Source organism: Botrimarina mediterranea, assembly GCF_007753265.1.
Taxonomy (GTDB): Bacteria; Planctomycetota; Planctomycetia; order Pirellulales; family Lacipirellulaceae; genus Botrimarina; species Botrimarina mediterranea.
The window spans coordinates 99727-118331 of the sequence record NZ_CP036349.1 but is presented as its reverse complement, the minus strand read 5'-3'; the positions used below and the strand labels follow the sequence as shown (position 1 = coordinate 118331).

Annotated in this window: 12 protein-coding genes; 5 read left to right on the top strand and 7 right to left on the bottom strand. The window is 61.6% G+C overall.

What is annotated here, in order from left to right:
- Positions 1-42 precede the first annotated feature (42 nt).
- Together Spa11_RS00500 and Spa11_RS00495 are read left to right on the top strand one after the other, a co-directional pair.
- Positions 43-1791: a hypothetical protein gene (locus tag Spa11_RS00500; protein ID WP_145105321.1), complete on the top strand. Its 1749-nt coding sequence runs from the start codon at positions 43-45 to the stop codon at positions 1789-1791.
- Positions 1779-3185: a GDSL-type esterase/lipase family protein gene (locus tag Spa11_RS00495; protein WP_145105318.1), complete on the top strand. Its 1407-nt coding sequence runs from the start codon at positions 1779-1781 to the stop codon at positions 3183-3185. Before Spa11_RS00500 ends, Spa11_RS00495 begins: the two co-directional genes overlap by 13 nt.
- 235 nt (positions 3186-3420) lie before the next feature.
- Here Spa11_RS00495 and Spa11_RS00490 read toward each other — a convergent pair whose 3' ends face one another.
- Together Spa11_RS00490 and Spa11_RS00485 are read right to left on the bottom strand one after the other, a co-directional pair.
- Positions 3421-4899: a hypothetical protein gene (locus Spa11_RS00490; RefSeq protein WP_145105315.1), complete on the bottom strand. Its 1479-nt coding sequence runs from the start codon at positions 4897-4899 to the stop codon at positions 3421-3423.
- 82 nt (positions 4900-4981) lie between these two features.
- A complete protein-coding gene (locus Spa11_RS00485; protein WP_145105312.1) occupies positions 4982-5533 on the bottom strand; it encodes a sigma-70 family RNA polymerase sigma factor in 552 nt (183 codons plus the stop codon).
- Positions 5534-6304: 771 nt separating this feature from the next.
- Between Spa11_RS00485 and Spa11_RS00480 the strand changes: the two genes are divergently transcribed.
- From Spa11_RS00480 to Spa11_RS00470, 3 genes are all read left to right on the top strand, one after another.
- Positions 6305-7474 (top strand): DUF1559 family PulG-like putative transporter, encoded by a 1170-nt coding sequence (locus Spa11_RS00480; RefSeq protein ID WP_145105307.1) that lies wholly within the window; start codon positions 6305-6307, stop codon positions 7472-7474.
- A gap of 117 nt (positions 7475-7591) precedes the next feature.
- Positions 7592-10246, top strand: coding sequence for a PEP-CTERM sorting domain-containing protein (locus Spa11_RS00475; protein ID WP_145105304.1), 2655 nt, complete (start codon positions 7592-7594; stop codon positions 10244-10246).
- A gap of 244 nt (positions 10247-10490) precedes the next feature.
- Positions 10491-11225, top strand: coding sequence for a hypothetical protein (locus tag Spa11_RS00470; protein ID WP_145105301.1), 735 nt, complete (start codon positions 10491-10493; stop codon positions 11223-11225).
- A gap of 740 nt (positions 11226-11965) precedes the next feature.
- Here the strand turns inward: Spa11_RS00470 and Spa11_RS23535 are convergent.
- From Spa11_RS23535 to Spa11_RS00445, 5 genes are all read right to left on the bottom strand, one after another.
- Positions 11966-12523: a suppressor of fused domain protein gene (locus Spa11_RS23535; RefSeq protein WP_197529632.1), complete on the bottom strand. Its 558-nt coding sequence runs from the start codon at positions 12521-12523 to the stop codon at positions 11966-11968.
- 503 nt (positions 12524-13026) lie between these two features.
- Positions 13027-13266, bottom strand: coding sequence for a hypothetical protein (locus tag Spa11_RS00460; RefSeq protein ID WP_145105295.1), 240 nt, complete (start codon positions 13264-13266; stop codon positions 13027-13029).
- 163 nt (positions 13267-13429) lie between these two features.
- Positions 13430-14266, bottom strand: a complete 837-nt coding sequence (locus Spa11_RS00455) for a hypothetical protein (RefSeq protein WP_145105292.1) — start codon at positions 14264-14266, stop codon at positions 13430-13432.
- 568 nt (positions 14267-14834) lie between these two features.
- The gene (locus Spa11_RS00450) at positions 14835-16286 is read right to left on the bottom strand and encodes a glycoside hydrolase family 130 protein (protein ID WP_145105288.1); all 1452 of its coding nucleotides are present in this window, start codon (positions 16284-16286) and stop codon (positions 14835-14837) included.
- Entirely contained in the window at positions 16276-18603 is a 2328-nt protein-coding gene (locus tag Spa11_RS00445) for a glycosyltransferase family 4 protein (RefSeq protein ID WP_145105286.1), read from the bottom strand. The genes Spa11_RS00450 and Spa11_RS00445 overlap by 11 nt, the downstream gene beginning before the upstream one ends.
- Positions 18604-18605: the final 2 nt, after the last annotated feature.

Below are 18605 nucleotides of genomic sequence, written 5' to 3'. Positions count from 1 at the left end.
GCCCCTCGCTGAACCGAAGCGACATAAGGACGGGAATAGAAGATGACGATTCTGAAAACAGCGCTCGCATCGAGCGTCGTGCTGACGGCCCTGCACGGGGCGTCGCCGACCTCAGCGCAGACACGAGTCGATTGGATCGGCGCCCCCGGCGCCGAACTCGCCTGGGACGAGGGCGACTTTGGCGGCGGTGAGGGCGCCAACTGGGCGAGCGGCAACCCGCCGCTCAACTTCCAGCCCGACGGGACGTTCGGCTCTGGCGAGTACGCCTCGATCTCCAACGGCGGCGTCGCCCTGGTGGATCACGCCATTGCCATCTCACCAAGTGAGGTCCGTCTCGGCGAGGATAGCGGCTCTAGCGGCGCCTTGGTCCTCCGTGACGGCGGGTCGCTCACGGTTCAACCAGGCGTCTCGGGATCGGGCGTTCTCGCCAACGGCGTCGGCGGAACCGGTCGCCTGGTGCTTCGCGACAACCTCGGCGCCTTCAGCCTGCAAGGGTACACACAGAACGCCGCTTCAACGCTCGTCGCCCAGTTGGGCGGTCCGTCGTCGTTCGTTAACCCGGTCTCCGTCGCCAACGAGATCGACCTCGCCGGCACCCTGCGGCTCGAAGCCACGCCCGGCAGCGGCTTCGTCGCTAGCGCCGGCAATTCTTGGACGATCATGCAAGGATCGTCCGTCACCGGTGGGTTCGATGCGGTGGAGCAGAGCCCCGGACTGTTGAGCAACGCCGGGCAGTACTTCTCTGTCTCTACTGAGAGCAACGGCGTTGTGGTGTCGGTCGATCAACGATTGGTCCTCACGATCGATCGGTTTACGGGACAGACCTCCCTCTCCAACCCGGCGGGGCACGCCACGTCGCTAGGCGTTATCAACTACACGCTCCGCGCCAATTCAGGCCTGCAAAGCGACGACGCCAACTGGCAATCGTTCGCCGACGACAACAGCAAGCCGGGCTGGTACGAAGCCAACCCGACCTCGACGGCGCTCTCCGAGCTGAACCCCACCGGCACCCAGCAGTTCGCGCCGGGATCGAGCCACGACTTCGGCACGCCACTCACCGTCGATACCTCCGCGCCGCTTGGGGCGCCGCGAGTTAGCGCCGACGGCGTGAGCTTGAGCTATCAACTCCCCACCGGCGAGTACGTCGAGGCGGGCCTGGAAGTCGTCGGCCGCTTTAACGACCTAGTCCTCGTCGTCGATCCGCAAACCGGCGCCGCGACGATCCAGAATCAGTCCAACCAGGCCCTCGACCTGATCGGCTACACCATCTCATCGACGACGGACTCGCTGCTCCCCGATTACAGTGGCAGCGGCCTCACCGATTGGCGCACAGCCAACCCGACGACTTCGGACCTCTCGGAGCTCAGCATCGGCGACGCCCTCTCGATGGGATCGGGCGCCGAGGCGCCTCTGGGCGTTGCTTGGGACGTCGCCAGCGGGCCGTCCGATCCGCTTACCTTCTTCTATCAAACCGAAGACGGCGGCTTCCACCAGGGGACGGTCCACTTTGGCGACCTCGCCGAGGTGCCGCCGCTGCTCGCCGGCGACTACAACAACGACGGCGCCGTCAACGCGGCGGACTACACCGTGTGGCGCGACGCCGAAGGCACGTCGGCCACGCTGCCGAACGACGCCATCGGCGGCGTGATCGGGCCCGCCCAGTACGTCCAGTGGAGCTCGAACTACGGCGCCACCAATGCTCCTGACGCAACCGCGATCCCCGAACCGTTGTCGCTTGCCCTGGTCCTCGTGACGCTGGCTCTCCAACCGGGACGGCGATGCGAAAGGTGATGGTCTGTTTGCGATCGCCGATGCGCCAATTGACGGCTTTGCTACTCTTGACCGGTTGTCTGACAACCTTCGGGCGGTGCGCTGCCGAGACGCCGCGTTCGACCAGCGAGTTGATCCGTCGGCTCGAAGCGGGGGAGCGTCAGAACATCGTCGTGTACGGAACGAGCCTGACGGCCGGCGGCGGCTGGGTCTCGCAACTAACCAATCAGCTCAACGCCGACTACCCCGGGCAGATCAGCTGGAGCAACGGCGCGCTGAGCGGCAAGGCCTCGAACTCCGGCTTGGCCCGTCTCCCGGAGCGGGTGCTCGCCCACAACCCCGACGCCGTCTTTATCGAGTTCGCCACGAACGACGCTTTCATTGCCTACGACGAGGGCGACATCGACGCCGGCATCACGCCCTCGCAAGCGCGAGCGAACCTGCTGGCGATGGTCGAACAGGTCCGCGCCCAGAACCCCGCGGCTCAGATCGTCCTGCAGACCATGAACCCGGCCTGGGACGCGCCGAACGGGAACGGTTCCGGTTCGAAGCGTCCGTTGCTCGAACAGTACTTCCAGGTCTATCGAGAAGTCGCATCAGAGAAGGGCTTGCTGCTGATCGACAACTACCCCGTGTGGCAAACGCTCCGGGCGAACTCGCTCGACGAGTTCTCACAACGCGTCGCCGACGGGGTCCACCCCGACGCCACTGGGTACCAGCGCTACGTCACCCCTGCGATTCGATATGCGCTCGGCGCCGAGATGGGATTGACCCTGCTTGTCGATGTCGAGACCGGCCGCACGGCAATGATCAATCAGTCGGAAGACGCCCGTGAACTGATTGGCTACACCATCTCTTCGCCGTCGGGTTCGTTGCTGCCCGATTGGGATAGCCTCGCTGGCCAAGCGCTTGCCGGCTGGTCGGAAGCGAACCCCACCCCGGCCAACTTGAGCGAGCTCAACGCGACTGGCTCAGCAGCCATCGCCGCCGGCGGCTTGCACGACCTCGGCCACGCCTGGGACGAAACGATGCCGCTGGACCTCTCGTTCCGCTACCAAACCACCGACGGGACCAACCACACCGGCGCCGTCGTCTACACGACCGACAAACCGGCGCTGGGCAGGTCGCTCGGTGACTACAACAGCGATGGCGTCGTCAACGCCGCCGACTACACCGTGTGGCGCGACACACTCGGCAAGACCGGCTTCAATCTCGTCGCTGACGGCGACGGGAATCTAAACGTTGACGAGAGTGATCTCGAAGTCTGGGCCAGTCACTACGGACTGACGCTACGCCCTTCGACTAACACTCTCGAGGTACCCGAGCCGGCGACGGCCCTACTGCTATGCGTTGCTCTAGCGCGGCGGTGCAGCGAACCTTATCGATCGACTCTCGTCGGCTATACAATCCGATAGCAACTCTGTTTGCTTATGCAGTGGACGCCATCCCTTCCCTGGCCAGGCGTCGTCGACTTTGGATCGGAAGCTCCGCATCGTGGACCACCCGCTAAGCCCCGCCATCGAAATCGGTCAGACGCCGGTGCAGGTCATTGGCACGGACCGATTCATCGACGCCACTGCTTAGAGAAGGGCTCCCTCGTCAGCGCGGCCAACTCGACCGCGATAGTGACTTCGTCAACGATCTGTCCCTTTAGAGACTCTCGGACGACAAGGTCGATGCGCTTCCGCTTTCGATCAGCAGATTTGCGCGCACGTCGTTGTAGTCCTCGTCGCCAAGGGAATCGTCGAACCCTAGAATCCTGAAGCGAGGCTGCTCGTAGAGCGTCTTGACGGCCGACGCCTGCCACACGGCGTCCTCTGCGGCCGAAGCCTTGTAGACGGCGACAAGCCTTAGTTTCTGAAGTGATTGCGAGTGGTTGCTGATACACGCGGCGCCGAGATGGGCCGTCCGGGCCCGAGGTTTAACGCGTGACCAAAGCACTTCGTTGGATTCGGCGTCGATGAGCACCATTCCGCTGGGGTAACTCGCTTCGCTGAAGCCCTTCACGATGGCCCTACCGCCTGGCGGTAGATCAAACTCGAAACCCGAGCCGACGTCGTCGGGGATAGCGAGCTGAGAATCGACGTTTCCCGAGACGACGCATTGACCAGGAGAGTCGGGCCAACGCATGCCAGCGATCGGCGTGAAGAACAGACTCGCCGCCAAGTCATCGTAGTCGCCGTCCGCTTGGTAGGACTCACCAGCGACTGGAGCGGGGCCGCTGTCGTCCCAGCCGATGTGGACGGCGTCCTCATTCTCAAGCAGGACCTCAAGTTCGCTCAGCCGCCACTCTGCATCGAGAGTGGCTTGCGCGAGCTTGTGCACGCCGGTCAGCAAGAAGAACCGGGGGAGCGGCCCCGGGTTGGACTCGGTCCAATGTCCCAACACGCCGTAACGCCGGTTCTTCGCAGCCGGATTGGCGTGGAATGGCCTGGGGCCTTCGCCGGCGTTGTGGAAGGTCAACTTCTTCGTGGCGGGTTGCTCTCCACCCGTGAATTCAACGATGGAGAGACTGTTCTCCCCAGTTGCGTCGAACGTGGCGACGAGATCCACCGAAGTCCCTGGATACAGACAGAAGACATAGCCCTCGGCCGTCTTACCTTCCTGAAGGCGTAGCGTGATGGCGCCGGGCAAAACCCGCGTCTGGGGTAACGCCTGATCGACATGCGACTGGAAGGCGGGCCCCTCCCACGAGACATGCGTGATCGCCGGCAGGGTGGTCAAACCGGCCTGTTGCGACGGACCAAGGACCGAGCCGGCCCCGCGCGGCGCCGGGTCCGAACCCGGCATGAAGAGCAGGCTGCCCGCAACAAGCGCGACCATCACCGTCGCCAAGGGCCACGCCCAGCTTGTCGGCTTCGGTAGCACGGAAGCGCCGCGTAACGGCGGCAGAACAAGGGGCGCGGACTGGGAGCGATTCGCGGGCTCCTTGCCAGAGGGCTCGGTCTCCATCGAGCTGCTCGCAACACACAGGGCGATGTGTGTGTCAACCAACTCCCGATATCGCCTCTGCGCCGCGGGGTCGTCCTTCAACAACTCTTCCAAACGCGCCAGATCTCGGCGAGATAGACCGTCATCGTGCAGAGCAGACACCAGCCGCTCAATCTCCTTGAAATCCCGGCTGTTCAAAGAGCTCTCCCTATCTCGTATTGATTATTGATGAGTTTATAAAAGCCGCAACTAAACGACGCTTGTTTCTGCCGCGACGGTCTTATTTCGCTTGCAAACGTTTGCTCTCGATGCACTGTCGGAGGGCACGGCGCGCGCGCAACAGGGCGCCTTTCACGGCAGAAGGGGATTTGTCGAGCCGGGACGATAGCTGCTGTATCGATAGTCCCAGGTTGTATCGCATGCTGATCAGTTCACGGCTGCTGTCCCCGAGACTTTGCAAGCAGGACCGCAACAAGCTGATGGTGACGTCCATGTCCCTCCCCTCGTCCGTCTCGTCCGCCAACTGGACTACAAGTTCATCACTGAAGATATGCCGGTCTCGCTTACGATCGCGGCCATACGCCCTCACTTGCCAGTAAGCGACGGTTGTGGCCCATGCATCGAAATTGGTTCCGGGTTCAAACTCGTCGGCCTTCTGCCACAGCAACAAGTTAGTGTTCTGGAGGATATTCGACGCCGCTTCGGGGTTTCCGACGAGAGTGGTGATGTAGCGGAGCAGCCCCAGCTGTGCCTTCGTCAACAGCTGAACAAAGTCGCCACGATTGGGCGGGTCGCTATTTTGCAACCGTCCCTCGCCCGGGTCCTGGTTCATAGCAATCAACGCCGTCTCTCAATCGTTGAGGTTGATGCTTTTCGCCACGGCGGATCGGCCAACGGGGATCATCAAGCAAAGGTGCTTGCCCTCAGCGACGAGCAGGCTGCCGATGATAGCAAGTCGGCGGTCCCGTTAGCAGTCGGTCGTTGCATTCGCGCCCCCTAGCTGCTTACGGCATGCCGAGCCCCACTGTGACATACCGCGACTCCCAGGGGCGTTGCGCAGCATCCGCAAGAAACTTGAAGATTCTGTTAAGCCCCTGGCTCGCGTCGATTGGGGCGAGCTCTGACCGAAGGGGATGCGAGGCGGAGGCATGAAACCGCGAGAATTGTCGGCGTAGCAGGGTCTTCCGCCTTTTGGCTGCGGATGCCCACCCGCGGGATGCCTCGAAAAAAATCGCATTCGCGGCGCAACCAGTTTCGCCACCGCGGTATGTCTTGGATAAGGCGAAGTCTGCCACGGCAGTAACTTCTCATCACTCAGTCGACCACGCTTGCTGGCCGCCCCGTCTGCTCGGGTTTGGCCATCCGGTGTTGGCTGCAATCTCAAGAAAGATCGATCCGGCGCGACGCGCGCCGATCGGTGTTGCGCGCACTTAATCTGGCGCCACCCGCATAAATGAATGTCTAGAGAAGATTGTGCGTTCGCGGTTGGCGCTAATCAAGCTTGCGTTACTTTGCTGACTGCCACGCAACTGCAACTTGCACGTGGCAAGCTGTGTTCGCCCGTAGTGTGATGTACATGCTGGCTGGGACCTAGAGAGAGCGAATGTTTAAAACGGGACCGAAGACGTCGATTAGCCCTCAGCGGCCATGGATTTATACATGGCGCTATGACCGTGCTCCGACTTCGCCGTGTAGCAATGATTTACACACGTCCGGGTTTACACTGGTCGAGCTGCTCGTAGTAATCGCCATCATCGGCATCCTCGTGGCGTTGTTGTTGCCGGCCGTTCAAGCGGCAAGAGAAGCCGCGCGTCGTTCTCAGTGCACCTCGCAGCTGAAGAACTGGACGCTAGGGATGATTAATCACGAAAGCACTTTCGGGATTTGGCCGGCGTCGGGATGGCCTGGGGAGTGGAGCTCGGACCCGGGTCGGGGGAGCGGCGCCGATCAGCCGGGAGGATGGTTGTTTGCAACGTTGCCTTACGTCGAGGAGCAAGCCCTACACGACACCGGCGAGGGGCTGACCGGGGCGGCGAGGAGCGAGGCGATGATCCAGCGGGATGCGACGCCACTGCCTTTGGCGAATTGCCCCTCTCGTCGCAACGGCGGGCCCTATCCCTACCCTCACGGCGGCCCGGTCCGCACCGGCGACGGCGCAGGTGGGGTCATGGGATACACCTACACCCAAGCCGCCCGCAGCGACTACGCCATCAGCGTCGGTGACGACAACGACTACGACATCAGCGGGGGCAGCCGTTGCCGCTCGATCTCGCCGGCAAGCTACGTGCAGCAGACCTACCCGGCCGGCTTCCCGCCGAAGCTCGCCTTGTTCTCGGGCGTCTCCTTCTGCGGAAACGCGGTCCCGTCGCGGGCAATCACCGACGGCCTCTCGAACACTTTCGCCTTAGGTGAAAAGTGGACGCCCGCCGAGCACTACGAGACGGGCCTGTATCAGGGCGATGACTGGTCGATGTTCATCGGCTTCCAAGACGACATGGTGCGATCGACTTTCTACACCGGCGTCTCCGCCGCGGGCGTGCCTCGCAAAGCGACTCACCTACCTCGATCGACAAACGAAACGCTATCGGCAGTGGTGGCGGACGTCGGGGCTCCCGCGTCGCGCGAGATCTTCGGGAGCAGCCATCCCGGCGTCTGCTTGTTCTCCATGTGCGATGGCTCGGTCGTGACGGTCGGCTTTGACGTCGACCCCGAGACCTACCGACGCATGGGCGCTCGTAACGACGATGGCGTCGCCAAGGTGGCGCCTCGGTAAGACGCTTGGCTTGAGTGACGACGTTGGGCAGACGGCAAACAACGGGCTGATGAGTCCGCCCCCACGGGCGGCAAGCGTGCAATTGACATAGAGGATCCATCCTTGGGAGTACATACGATGATGCACCGGGTTCTATTCGTGGCGGGAGCCTTCTTTCTCTCCGGGGTCTGCCACGCCACCACGGTTGGCTTCGGCCAACTGGGGGGCAGCAACTCGACTGTGCCGAAGAATCTCGCATCGCGCGCGACAACAGACGGCAACGGATTCGTGGTCAGCGACGGCGCGACCCCAAATATCGAGGTGTCGTGGGACGTCAACGGCGAGCAGAACAACGGGAACCCGGCCTCCAATGGTTGGGACATTCACACGTCGAACTTCTTCACGGATATCGAGGGTGTCACCGTCGGCGGCGGCCTCTGGGACAACGAAGGGGGCGTGCCCCGTGTCGGCCAACTCGATTTCGGCCTGCACACCATCGGGTTCGCGGCCGACGCCGGAGCCCAGCTTGTCCTTAATTCGTTTGATTTCGGTCACACCGGCGAGACAGCCGGCACAACCATGTGGGACCTCACCCTGACGGATTCGGGGTCCAACGTGGCGTGGAGCCAGTCGGTCACCTTCACGAACGGGATGGCGCAGACGTTTGCCCCGAACTTCATCGGTCTGTCCGGCGAGGACTACACCCTCACCTTCCAACGCACCAGTTCCACCTACGGCTCTGACGGCCGGCATGCGATTGACAACCTGAGCTTCAATCAGATCCCGGACCTATCCAATCCGATCGGGGCGCTGGTCATCAACCGCAGCGGCCCGAATGCCGGAACAGCGCACATCCGCGCCGATCAGGCCTTCTCGTTCAGCGAGTACGAGATTCGTTCAACGAGCGGGGCGTTGATCCCCGACGAATGGACCTCCGTGGCAAGCACCGGCGCCGACACCAATGAGACTTGGTCGATCGTCAGCAGCACGGCGACCTCCCTACACGAGGAAGACGACGCCTCCGGTCCCAACGACGGTTTGTCGTTGAACGCGGGCGGACAATACAACCTCGGGAACGCGTTCGGTATCCTCCCAAGGTTTCGTCGCGATGGAACGACCCTTACCGGTTGGGAAGACGCCGCCATCACGATCAACGATCCGAGCGGAACGCTCCTGGCCATACTGCCCGAGTATGTGGGCAGCCCCGTGCCGTGGGGAGATTACAACGGCGACCTCATCGTGAACGCCCAAGACTGGCCGCTCTTCCGTGCAGGGCTCGGCGGCAGCTACAGCGGCTTGACCGCGGCCCAGGCCTACCTGCGCGGCGATCTGGACGGCGACTTCGACAGCGACATCCATGACTTCAACCTCTTCGTCGAACTCGCCGGCGGCGCGAGCAACCTCTTCGGTCCAAACGCGGTCCCCGAGCCGTCAACCGTCGCGATGCTGGCGCTCGCGGGAGTCGTTCTATCAACGGGTCGCCGGCTACGGGGCGCCTCGGCGTTGTTGACCGGATTCATTGCCGTCGCCGTCGGAACGTCGGCCCAAGCCCAGACGCTGCAAAACTTCGGCGTTGTCGGTTCAACTCCGGTCATCTCGATCCCCGAGGGGCAGCAGAACGAGAACGCCAACGCCGGCCCCGACAAGTTCTTCGACGACACGATCCTGGATGAATCAGGACAGATCGTGTTCGACCTCTTCTCAACCAACTACACGGACCCCGATCTGTTCCCCGGCGGGTTCCTCGGGCAGTACGCGATCGGCGGCGAGACGCCGGGCGCCGTCGATTCCGCTGTTGTCTTCATGGACTACGGCGCTCCGGTCACCGCCAACTGGTTTGCTTACGCGCAGCGAACGGGCGGCAACCCCATCGCCGACAAGGTTGGCAAACTCGAGTTCTGGTTCAGCAACAGCGACTTCGGCGGCGCTCTCCCGAACGACGCCCCCGACTCCGTCGTCAACCTGTTGCCGGGCGACAATCGCATCAACGACAGCGTCATCCGTCCCTACAGCCTGGGGGGTGATCGCACCGGACAGTACGTCGCGATGCGGATCACCGAGACCGCCGCGTCGGGGACCTTGACCAGCACCAGCCGCATCGGCGGGCACGAGTTCCGTCTGCTCGACGGGCCGTCCGACGTGGTGCTGACCGTCAATCGCGCGAACGGCGAGATGACGCTCCGCAACAACCTATCGGGCGCGGAGGACATCTTCATGAAGGGCTACACGATCGAGAGCCCCGCCGGCGCGCTGGTCTCGTCGAGCTTCAATGGCGTCCGTGGCGATGGGCCATTCCCGCTAGGGAATGGGAGCGGCAACGGTTGGGAGCTGGCGCTCGGCGGCGACCCGTCGCGTCTCGCCGAGACCTTCTTCGCCGGCCAAACCACCTTCGCCGCCGGCGCTGGCGCCGTTAGCCTGGGCAGCGCCTACAACAGCCTGGTTGGTTCGGAGGACCTCGCCTTCTTGTGGACCAACTCGCAAGGCGAAGTCTACAACGCGCGTGTCGAGTACATCGGCGCCGCTACAAAGGTAGGCGGCGATTACAACGACGACGGCGTCGTCGACGCGGCCGACTATACCGTCTGGCGTGACAACCTGAACACCAACAACACGCTGCCGAACGACGCCACTCCTGGAAGCGTCACCCAGGCTGACTACGTGTTGTGGAGCAACAACTACGGCAAGTCCGTTGCGGCGAGCTTCGCTGCCGCTGTGCCCGAACCAGGCGCCGCGCTCCTGATGAGCGTCGCCGCCGTGCTCTCGGCTTGCCGGCGGAGGGGGCGAACCAACTGATCAAGTCGCCTTCACGACCGCGCAAAGGAAGCGTTGTTCCGAGCGCGGACGCCAGAGGATCTTCCCGGCGGGCCGACTCCAGCCGAGCGGGGTGGCCGACTCGACATCGTCCGAGCGAGCAGGGCAGGGCGGCCCGCCGAGCTTTTTAACGTCACTTTGCGGAACTGCGATCCATCGAAGACGGCGACAGGGAGAGGCACTGTTTGTTTTTCTGTTCACGACACGCGCTACGGAGTAAGAACCAATGATCCGACAACTTGCGACACTGGCGGCATGCGCCGCTCTGCTCACCGGGGCCGGCACGAGTCAGGCCACCATGCTCGGCTTCGGCCAACTCGGCGGCAGCAACTCGACCGTCCCCAAGAACTACGGCTCGAACGCGACCGCCGACGCCAGCGGCCTGGTCGTCACCAATGACGCGACGCCCAACATCGTCGTGGCGTGGGACGTTAATGGCCAAGAGAACAACGGCAATCCCGACTCCAACGGTTGGGACATCCACACCTCGAACTTCTTCGCGTCGATCGAAGGCGCCACGGTAGGCGGCGGCGCGTGGGACAACGAGGGAGACATCCCCCGCATCGGTCAGCTCGACTTCGGCCTGCACACCATCGGCTTCGCGGCCGACCCGGGGGTCCGGCTCGTCCTCAACTCGTTCGACTTCGGACACACCGCCGAGACCGCCGGCACGACCGAATGGGACCTCTCGCTGACGGATTCGGGTGCGAACGTGGTCTGGAGCCAGTCGGTGACGTTCGTCGATGGTTCGGTCAGCAACATCGCGCCGAACTTCACCGGTCTGCCGGGCGAGGACTACACCCTCACCTTCCAGCGCACGAGCGAAACGTACGGCTCGAATGGCCGGCACGCCCTCGACAACCTGAGCTTCAATCAGGTCCCCGAACCAACGGCTTGCGTGCTTGTCGGGCTGATCGGTTTGGCTCACGCCACCGGCGTTCGCCGGAGCGGGCTCGCCTGATCTCGACCGGACACCACTCAGTTCACGACGAGGCGGGGCATCGAGATCGACGCCCCGCCTTGTTCGTTTCTGGGTTCCTTGTCGAGGTCTCGCAAGACGACGTGGGGCTCACCTCTCGGGCGCCGTTCCCCCTCTCTTCGACAGCGCCACCCGCCGGGTCGGAACCCGTCGCGCCGGAGACCACCTATAAACATGCGTTCAGATCGCCAAGAAGGGCCCTTCCGGCTCGCCTTGAGCCCCCGCTCGAACCTTACCCACCTCGACGAGAAAACCCGCTCAAGGGCCCTTCTCGGGGCCCAGGGAGGACATCGCAAAAACCCCGGTGTTTTCGCGGCTGGAGGACAGGCGAGCGGGTAAGAAAGGTGGGGTGGCCTGTCCCCCAGCGAAGCGGAGGGACATGCGGCTTGAAGGTTGATGACCGTCGCGGACTTCCTGCTCACCCCCGACCCGGAGTGTGCATGCGAATTGATTGGGGCCGTTTATCCTGGTTCGCATGCTCATCCCCTACGGGTGTGAGCATGCCACCCGCTTCATCAGCCGCACGGGCGTCGAGCGGCCCCGGCTGTACTTTGCGAGTTTCACCCGCTCCTCGTCCCTCAACTCGATCGCTACCGCTACTCGCATCGCGCCCTCCGCGGTTAGAACGCCATGCGTTCTATCACCTACGAAGGCTCAGCGCAATACGATCGCGGAACAGCGACGCGGTACACTAGGTGGTTTACAGCATAGAGCTGCACCCCTTAAACGACACTTGGGCGTTGAGACTCAAGGTAGTTGAATCTGCTCTCTTCGAGTTTCTCTTCAAGTGCTTCAAGGCCGTTACACCTAGCATAGTTCGCCTCTGCTGCAGTGATGGGGACTAACCACAGACAACAAACGGTCTTGGTAAATTGCGGTGTTTCAAAAAACTCAAGGTTGGGGCCATCAAGGTAGGGCAACGAAAGCAAACCATGGTCACACTCTGACCCTGGAAGCCAAGGGCGCCCAAAGTTCACGGTGTGCCCAAGACCAAGCTGCTTGCCAGTTCTATGGTAGTGTGCAATGACCGTTAGTAACTCGACGTGAGCATTCGCTTGCACATCAGAAAATAGGTGAATCTCTATGGGGTTCTTGTCATTCGCTTGAGACATGCAACATGTAGCGTAGGTCCACATACTGCGTGTCTGGCTTGGTGGAAACTCCAAGACACAGAACTCTGGAGGAAGTTGCCCAGTAGGACCGTGGTCCCACGAACGCACAGTGGCATTATTAGACCATTGTTGTTCGTAGTGGAGCCGTAATTGATAGCAGAATTCCATCAGTGAAATCCGAAGAGTTCTTTCATCCGCTTTGAGAAACCAGACATGAAACCGCCTTGTCGCCATGAGTCGGCGTCAGATTGCAGACCCATTCTTGACCTGTCATTCGCGCTTGCACTCCGTTGTGATGGAGTCTGATTGTAACCCGGTAATTCGCCCCGATCAGGGTCTCCTTGGTAGTATCGCTGAACAAGTGGTGGATCATGATCGACTACCTCACCAGCCGGGTGCCATGCCCACACGCGAAGCGGATGGGCATGTGGACCAGGATCGACGACCTACTTCACTTCACATGCGCATCCCCATATTGGGTGTGAGCATGCCACCCGCCTCGCGCAATAGACTCATGACATCGACGCTGATCGACTTCTTGTGAAGGTCCACGCCGACGTAATTCATGACGGTCTCCTGCGGGGGAAACGGGGAAGGATGACAACCCTCGTTTACCACCAATCCGAAGAACCGCCTACTCGGCGCGGCCTCCTCTCATAGGTTCACCCGGCTCAAGAAGCGAAGCAAGTCTTGTCTGGGAATTCTTGCTTACGCCAGTGCAGTAGCAACTTACGCCTGGCACATGGCGAGTAGGCTCGCTTTTCATCATCAGGAACTTCAGTGATGACTTCGGTGCTGCCATCTTCTTTGGCTACCCTGACGACACCAACGCGGTCTTCGTTTGGCCCGAACTCGTACGTTGCGTACTGATCGTCTTCGTTGATTTTCCAGATGCCAACGTAGATTGCCATGCTTACTCCAATCCTGAGGGGAACGTATCGCTTACTCGGTCATGTGCTCCGCGATAAGTGCCGCCGAAGAGTTGCTCGAAAATCGATTCCGCCTGCTCATGCTTGAACAGTTGTCGGTCAGCGGCGGTGCCTGTCCCATTGCGTAGCCGTTCCCAAGCATTGGCTATCTCTGGGTGAGCATCGACCTTCCCCTGACCTCATCATCAAGCAAGTGTTCGTTGTTGAACAAGTGATTCTTAACACGCTCAACCGTGCTGCGAGGGATTCCAGAGTTCTTGGCAATCTCATCTACGTCAGTCGTTGACCGACGAATTTGATCGTAGATTTCTTCGGCGCGATCCCAATCATCGAAGTTGTCCGGGTCGAGTATGGCAGCCCCTATCCTCCTTGGGGCCTGAACATCCGGCGTAGTCTTGGTCCCGCCGAAGCGATTCTTGAAATAGTTTACTACATCGTCGAGCTTCCCTTTGGTAGCGTTCGCGATCTTCTCCGACACATGCCGCAGTACGGGTAGGGCGGCCTTGCCGGCGACTTTTAATGCGGTCCCAGCAACCGCATCGACGGCCAACTCCCCTGACGAAGGCCCTCCGAGAATATATCCACCATGATCACCGTTGGTGAACCTTAAAACGACCTCGCCCGCGGCATCAAGATTAAGCCATGGCTGGATGGATTCACCCGTCGCACGGCCGGCGTTGTCGAGTACGATGTCGATGCCTCCCCACGTGGCGACGAAGCGTGTCTCGCCTTCCAGGGTGATGGGCTGCGCGTTCTCTGACGCTTCTCCGAGCGTTAAACCGGGTAAATTTTCTGGGCTGCCGATTGACGCCGTGATCCGATCGACATGAACCTCCACAAACCGCCCGTTGGGCGCCTCCGTCTTGCCGGCGCCGGAGTCGGGCAGGAACGGCTGCTGGGCCTGCGGGGGTAAATCGTTGTCGGGGTAGGTGACGTAGTACGACTGATTGTTGGAGTCGGAGGTTGTGCTGCTTGCCGCCAACAGTAACGAACCAACCGCGGCCCTTGCGGAGCCAGGGTTCGGGGGCGCCGTGCGCCATGAGAGGACCCTCCGATATCACCGTTTCAAGAGACGGGAAATCGGGCTGGGAGGTCCAAAGACGCCTCGCCGGCTGCCACCGACGAGACGCCCTTTTCTCTACGCAACTAACCAAGTCGTTTTCGAGAACGGTGCCAACTCTGTGCCAGTTTGGGTTTTCGGCGATTGATGGCCGCTAGCGGCTTCGTCGTAAACCCTTGCAGAGAAGCCTTTTACGAAAGCCGAAGCGACTGGACGCGAGTTGAACGGTTCGTTTCGACGATCAGCCGTAACTTGGGCGGGCTGCTAGCAGCTTGCCAGCTAGAGCGGGGCTAGTACGTCCCTCGCGGAGCATAGGGGGAGGGCAATTGGCCCGACTCAAAAGAGCTGTCAGTCCAGGACGGTTCGCTAAGCGGCGCCAATCTACGCAGAACGATGAAGCCTCCGTAGGTTTCGCGTTGGTCGAAAGCCGCCCAGGCTGTTAGTTCGACGCAGGTTAGCAGTTAAGCCTCCTCCCGTCATTAGGCGACAATCAGGCCGGCTCCATGGCAGCCAAGACTTCGTCCATGCCGATCGTCGCGAACGTTGAGGCGTAGTCGGACATCGCGTAAGGGATTATCAGCACGCCCTCGTGGACGGCCGCTCCGCAGCTGTAGACGACGTTCGGCACGTAACCTTCGCGTTCGTTCTCGTCGGGAGTGACCAGCGGATGTCGCAGTCGGCCGATGACGCGCGAGGGATCGTCGCGGTCGAGCAGCAAGGCGCCGATGCTGTACTTGCGCATCGCGCCGACGCCGTGGGTGAGCACCAGCCAGCCGGCGTCTGTCTCGATCGGGGACCCACAGTTGCCGATCTGCACATACTCCCAAGGGAAAGTCGGCCTGACAATGATCCGCTTCGAGTGCCAAAAGTAGAGGTTGTCGGACTCCATCAAGAAGAGGTTCTCGCCGTCTTGCCGTGAGATCATCACGTAGCGGTCGTTGACCCGGCGCGGAAAGAGAGCAAAGCCCTTGTTCGCAACGCCTGGCCCGTTGAGGGTGTGCATCCTGAACCGCAGGAAGTCAGCGGTCTCAAGCATCTGAGGCAGCACGACTTTGCCGTCGTACGCGCTGTAGGTTGCGTAGTACCGGATGTCTCCGTCCGGTTCTTCGAAACAAACGAAGCGGGCGTCTTCGATCCCCGCCGACTCGGTCGGGCTGTAAGGGAGGATGAGCCGCTCTGACAGCTTGGTGTCGGTAGGGTAGATGATCTCGTAATTTGATTTCGCGAGCGCCACGATCCCGTCGTAGACCGTTAGATGCTCTTGATGACGGGAGCGGTTCTCGCGGACGGTGAGCAGTAGCGCGGCGTCGAGTTGCTCAAGGGAGAACTCTTCGTCGAGGCGGTCCATCACGTGATTGGTGAAGACGCCGGCTAACCCGAGCTCGGTCAGCTTCCGATGGAAGAGCGCCTTCTGGTATCCCGGGTCGGGCAGAACGTTGGGCGGCGTAGCGAAACGGGTGGGCTCGTCCATCTCGATCCGGCATTGGGCGTCGATGACGCCGGTCCGGAAGGTGATCGACGAGAGGTGGCCTTCGCCGGTGGCGCGCAGGCTCACGACAAAACGCTTCGAGCCTACCGATAACCCCGCCTGATCGGGATGCCAGACAATCGACGGGTTGAAGAGCGCTGCCGATTCGACGGCGTACTCTTGCGTGAAGTAAGCCCCAATCAAGAGTTGCCGGTTCTCGCTCAGCGGCGCGTCGGTGATCAGGTGCTCGCGGACCCTGTCAAATCGACGGAGCAAGAAGTCGCGTGGCCGCTGATGCCGGCCGTGGAACTCCTCGACGATGTGAGAGAGTTGCTTATCGACCTCTTCCTCCGACAACGTGGCGATTCGCGCAATGATACGTAGCTTCCTCTCCTCGGGGAACGGAATAAAAGGTCGTAGGATGACCCGCCGGCTATTGGGGGAGAGAACGATCCCAGTTCTTTTAATCTGCATGCACAAGTCGTAGGGCTTGGTGATTTTCCGGAGCGGAAGCCGCGGGGGGTGATTTCGTGGGGGCGGCAATTAGCAGCGAGCTTTCCAGCTGCTCCATCTCGGCGAGCGACAGGAGGAACGCCAGCGTCGATTCGGCGCCTTGGTTCTCGTTGACGCGGCCCTCTTGTAGACCGTCGTGGCAGCCGCCGGTGCCCGAGTCGTAGAGCGGCTGACCGAGATCGTTACGGCAGAGGAACCAGTCGAACGCGAGGTGGGCTTGGTTGAGCCAGAAGGGGTCCCCTCCGGCGTTATGGGCCTCGATCGAAGCCGAGATCATCGCGTTGGCTTCGATCGGCTGCTGGTCGTAGGCGGCGATTGGCTCGCCGCGCCGACAGAACCCATTGCAACCGATGGGCCGGAAGCGGCCCTCGGGCGAGAGCTGCTTGACAGCCAACCATCTGAGCGATGTCAGCCCGATTGTGAGGGCCTTCTCGTTGCCGCTCCAGCGTCCGCTGAGGATCAGCGCGTGAGGTAGTTTCGCGTTGGCATAAGAAGCGACCTCCTCGAACCACGGCCAATCGTCGGTCGCGGTGCGATCATAGAGGTCGATGAGCTTGTCAGTGAGCTTATCACGCATTTGGCTCGCGAGCCGATCGCCACTGAACCGGCGGAGGTACTCGTGGATGCCAATCAGCGCCAGCGCCCAGGTGCGGGGAGAACTTGTCTGCGCGCAGGCTGGGAGCGCCTGTTGGAAGAGCTGCACGGCCCATGACTGAAAGCTTCTTCGCTGCGATCGGCCCGCGCAGGTCCCGAGCGCCCAGAGCGTGCGTCCCTGTGAGTCGTCCGAGCCGTCACGTTCGAGCCACTTGCGATCGAAACTCATGAAGTTGCGGAACCGACCGATCGCTGGGTCGTACGCATGGTTCAGGAACGCTGCATAGCTCGACGCGGCCTGATGCAGTCCTACCGAGTCGTGCCCGAGCTCTTCGAGCAGTACCGTGAGGATCAGCGCCCGGGCGTTGTCGTCGGTGCAATAACCCTCTTGGAAATTTGGCAGGGAGTAGGTCGCGTGCTGGAAGATGCCCGTTGAATCGGTCATCCGCAGGACGTGGTCGAGGCGGATCTTTGGGTGTTCGAGCGGTTGCTCGTCGAGGGTCTTGATCGCCAGGGGCTTTGGAGACGTCGCTTGGCTGCGCCGCGCATTCTGGAATGACGCCGAGTAAAGGCCGGCGACGTGGCTCCAGACCATCTCGCGCCCTAGGAGATAGGCCCGTTTACGCATCGCGTGGCGACGCGGCTCGTCGCACAAAAGATCGGTGGTCGCTTTCGCCATAGCCCGCGAATCGCCGAAGGGGACAAGGACGCCGCGTCCGTCAGCCAACAGTTCTTCGGCGTGCCAGTAGGGAGTCGAGATAACTGCTTGTCCGCAGCCAAACGAGTAGGCAAGTGTTCCCGAGACCGCCTGGGCCTCATTCAGGTAGGGCGTGATGTAGACGTCAGCTGCGCCGATGAAGTTGGTCAGCTCTTCAAGCTCGACAAAGCGATTGTAGAAGACGACGTGTTTCTGCACCCCGAGTTCTTTCGCCATCCGTTCCAGCCCGATCCGGTACGTCTCGCCGTCGTTCCGCAGGAGGCTTGGATGCGTCGCCCCGAGCACCACGTAGACGAAGTTGGGCGCCGAGCGGAGGATCTCCGGGATCGCTTTGATGACGACTTCGATCCCTTTGTTCGGCGAGAGCAAACCGAAAGTGAGCCCTACCTGCTTGCCAGCGAGGTCGAACTGGTCCTTGTAGAAGTTCGGGTCGGCGAAAGGCCGGTCGGGGATGCCGTGGACGATCAGGTCGATCTTCTCATCCGCGACTTGGTAGACCTCTCGCAACGTTGCGCGGCTGCGCTCGGTCATCACCACCAGGCGCGTCGAGAGCTGCACCAACTGTTCCATGACGCGACGAAGCGTCTTGTCGGGGTTGGGGAGCACCGTGTGTAGCGTCGTGACGACCGGCACCCTCAGTTCCCGAAGGAGCGACAGGATATGAACGCCGCCGGGCCCGCCGAAGATGCCGAACTCGTGTTGGAGCGAGACGACATCGACGCTACTAAAGTTGAGGAAGTCAGCGGCGCGGCGGTAGGAGTCGCGATCCTGCTGAACGATCTGAAAACGCACCTCGGGTGGGTAGTCGTAGCCCCCGTCGATATCGTCCACAGGGACAATGAGGCACTCGTTCGATACGTGTTTCGCAACCGCGGTGCTCAGGTCATGCGTGAAGGTAGCGATGCCGCACTTCCGCGGCGGATAATCGCCGACGAACGCGACCTTATGAACATCCGATTCTGCCACTT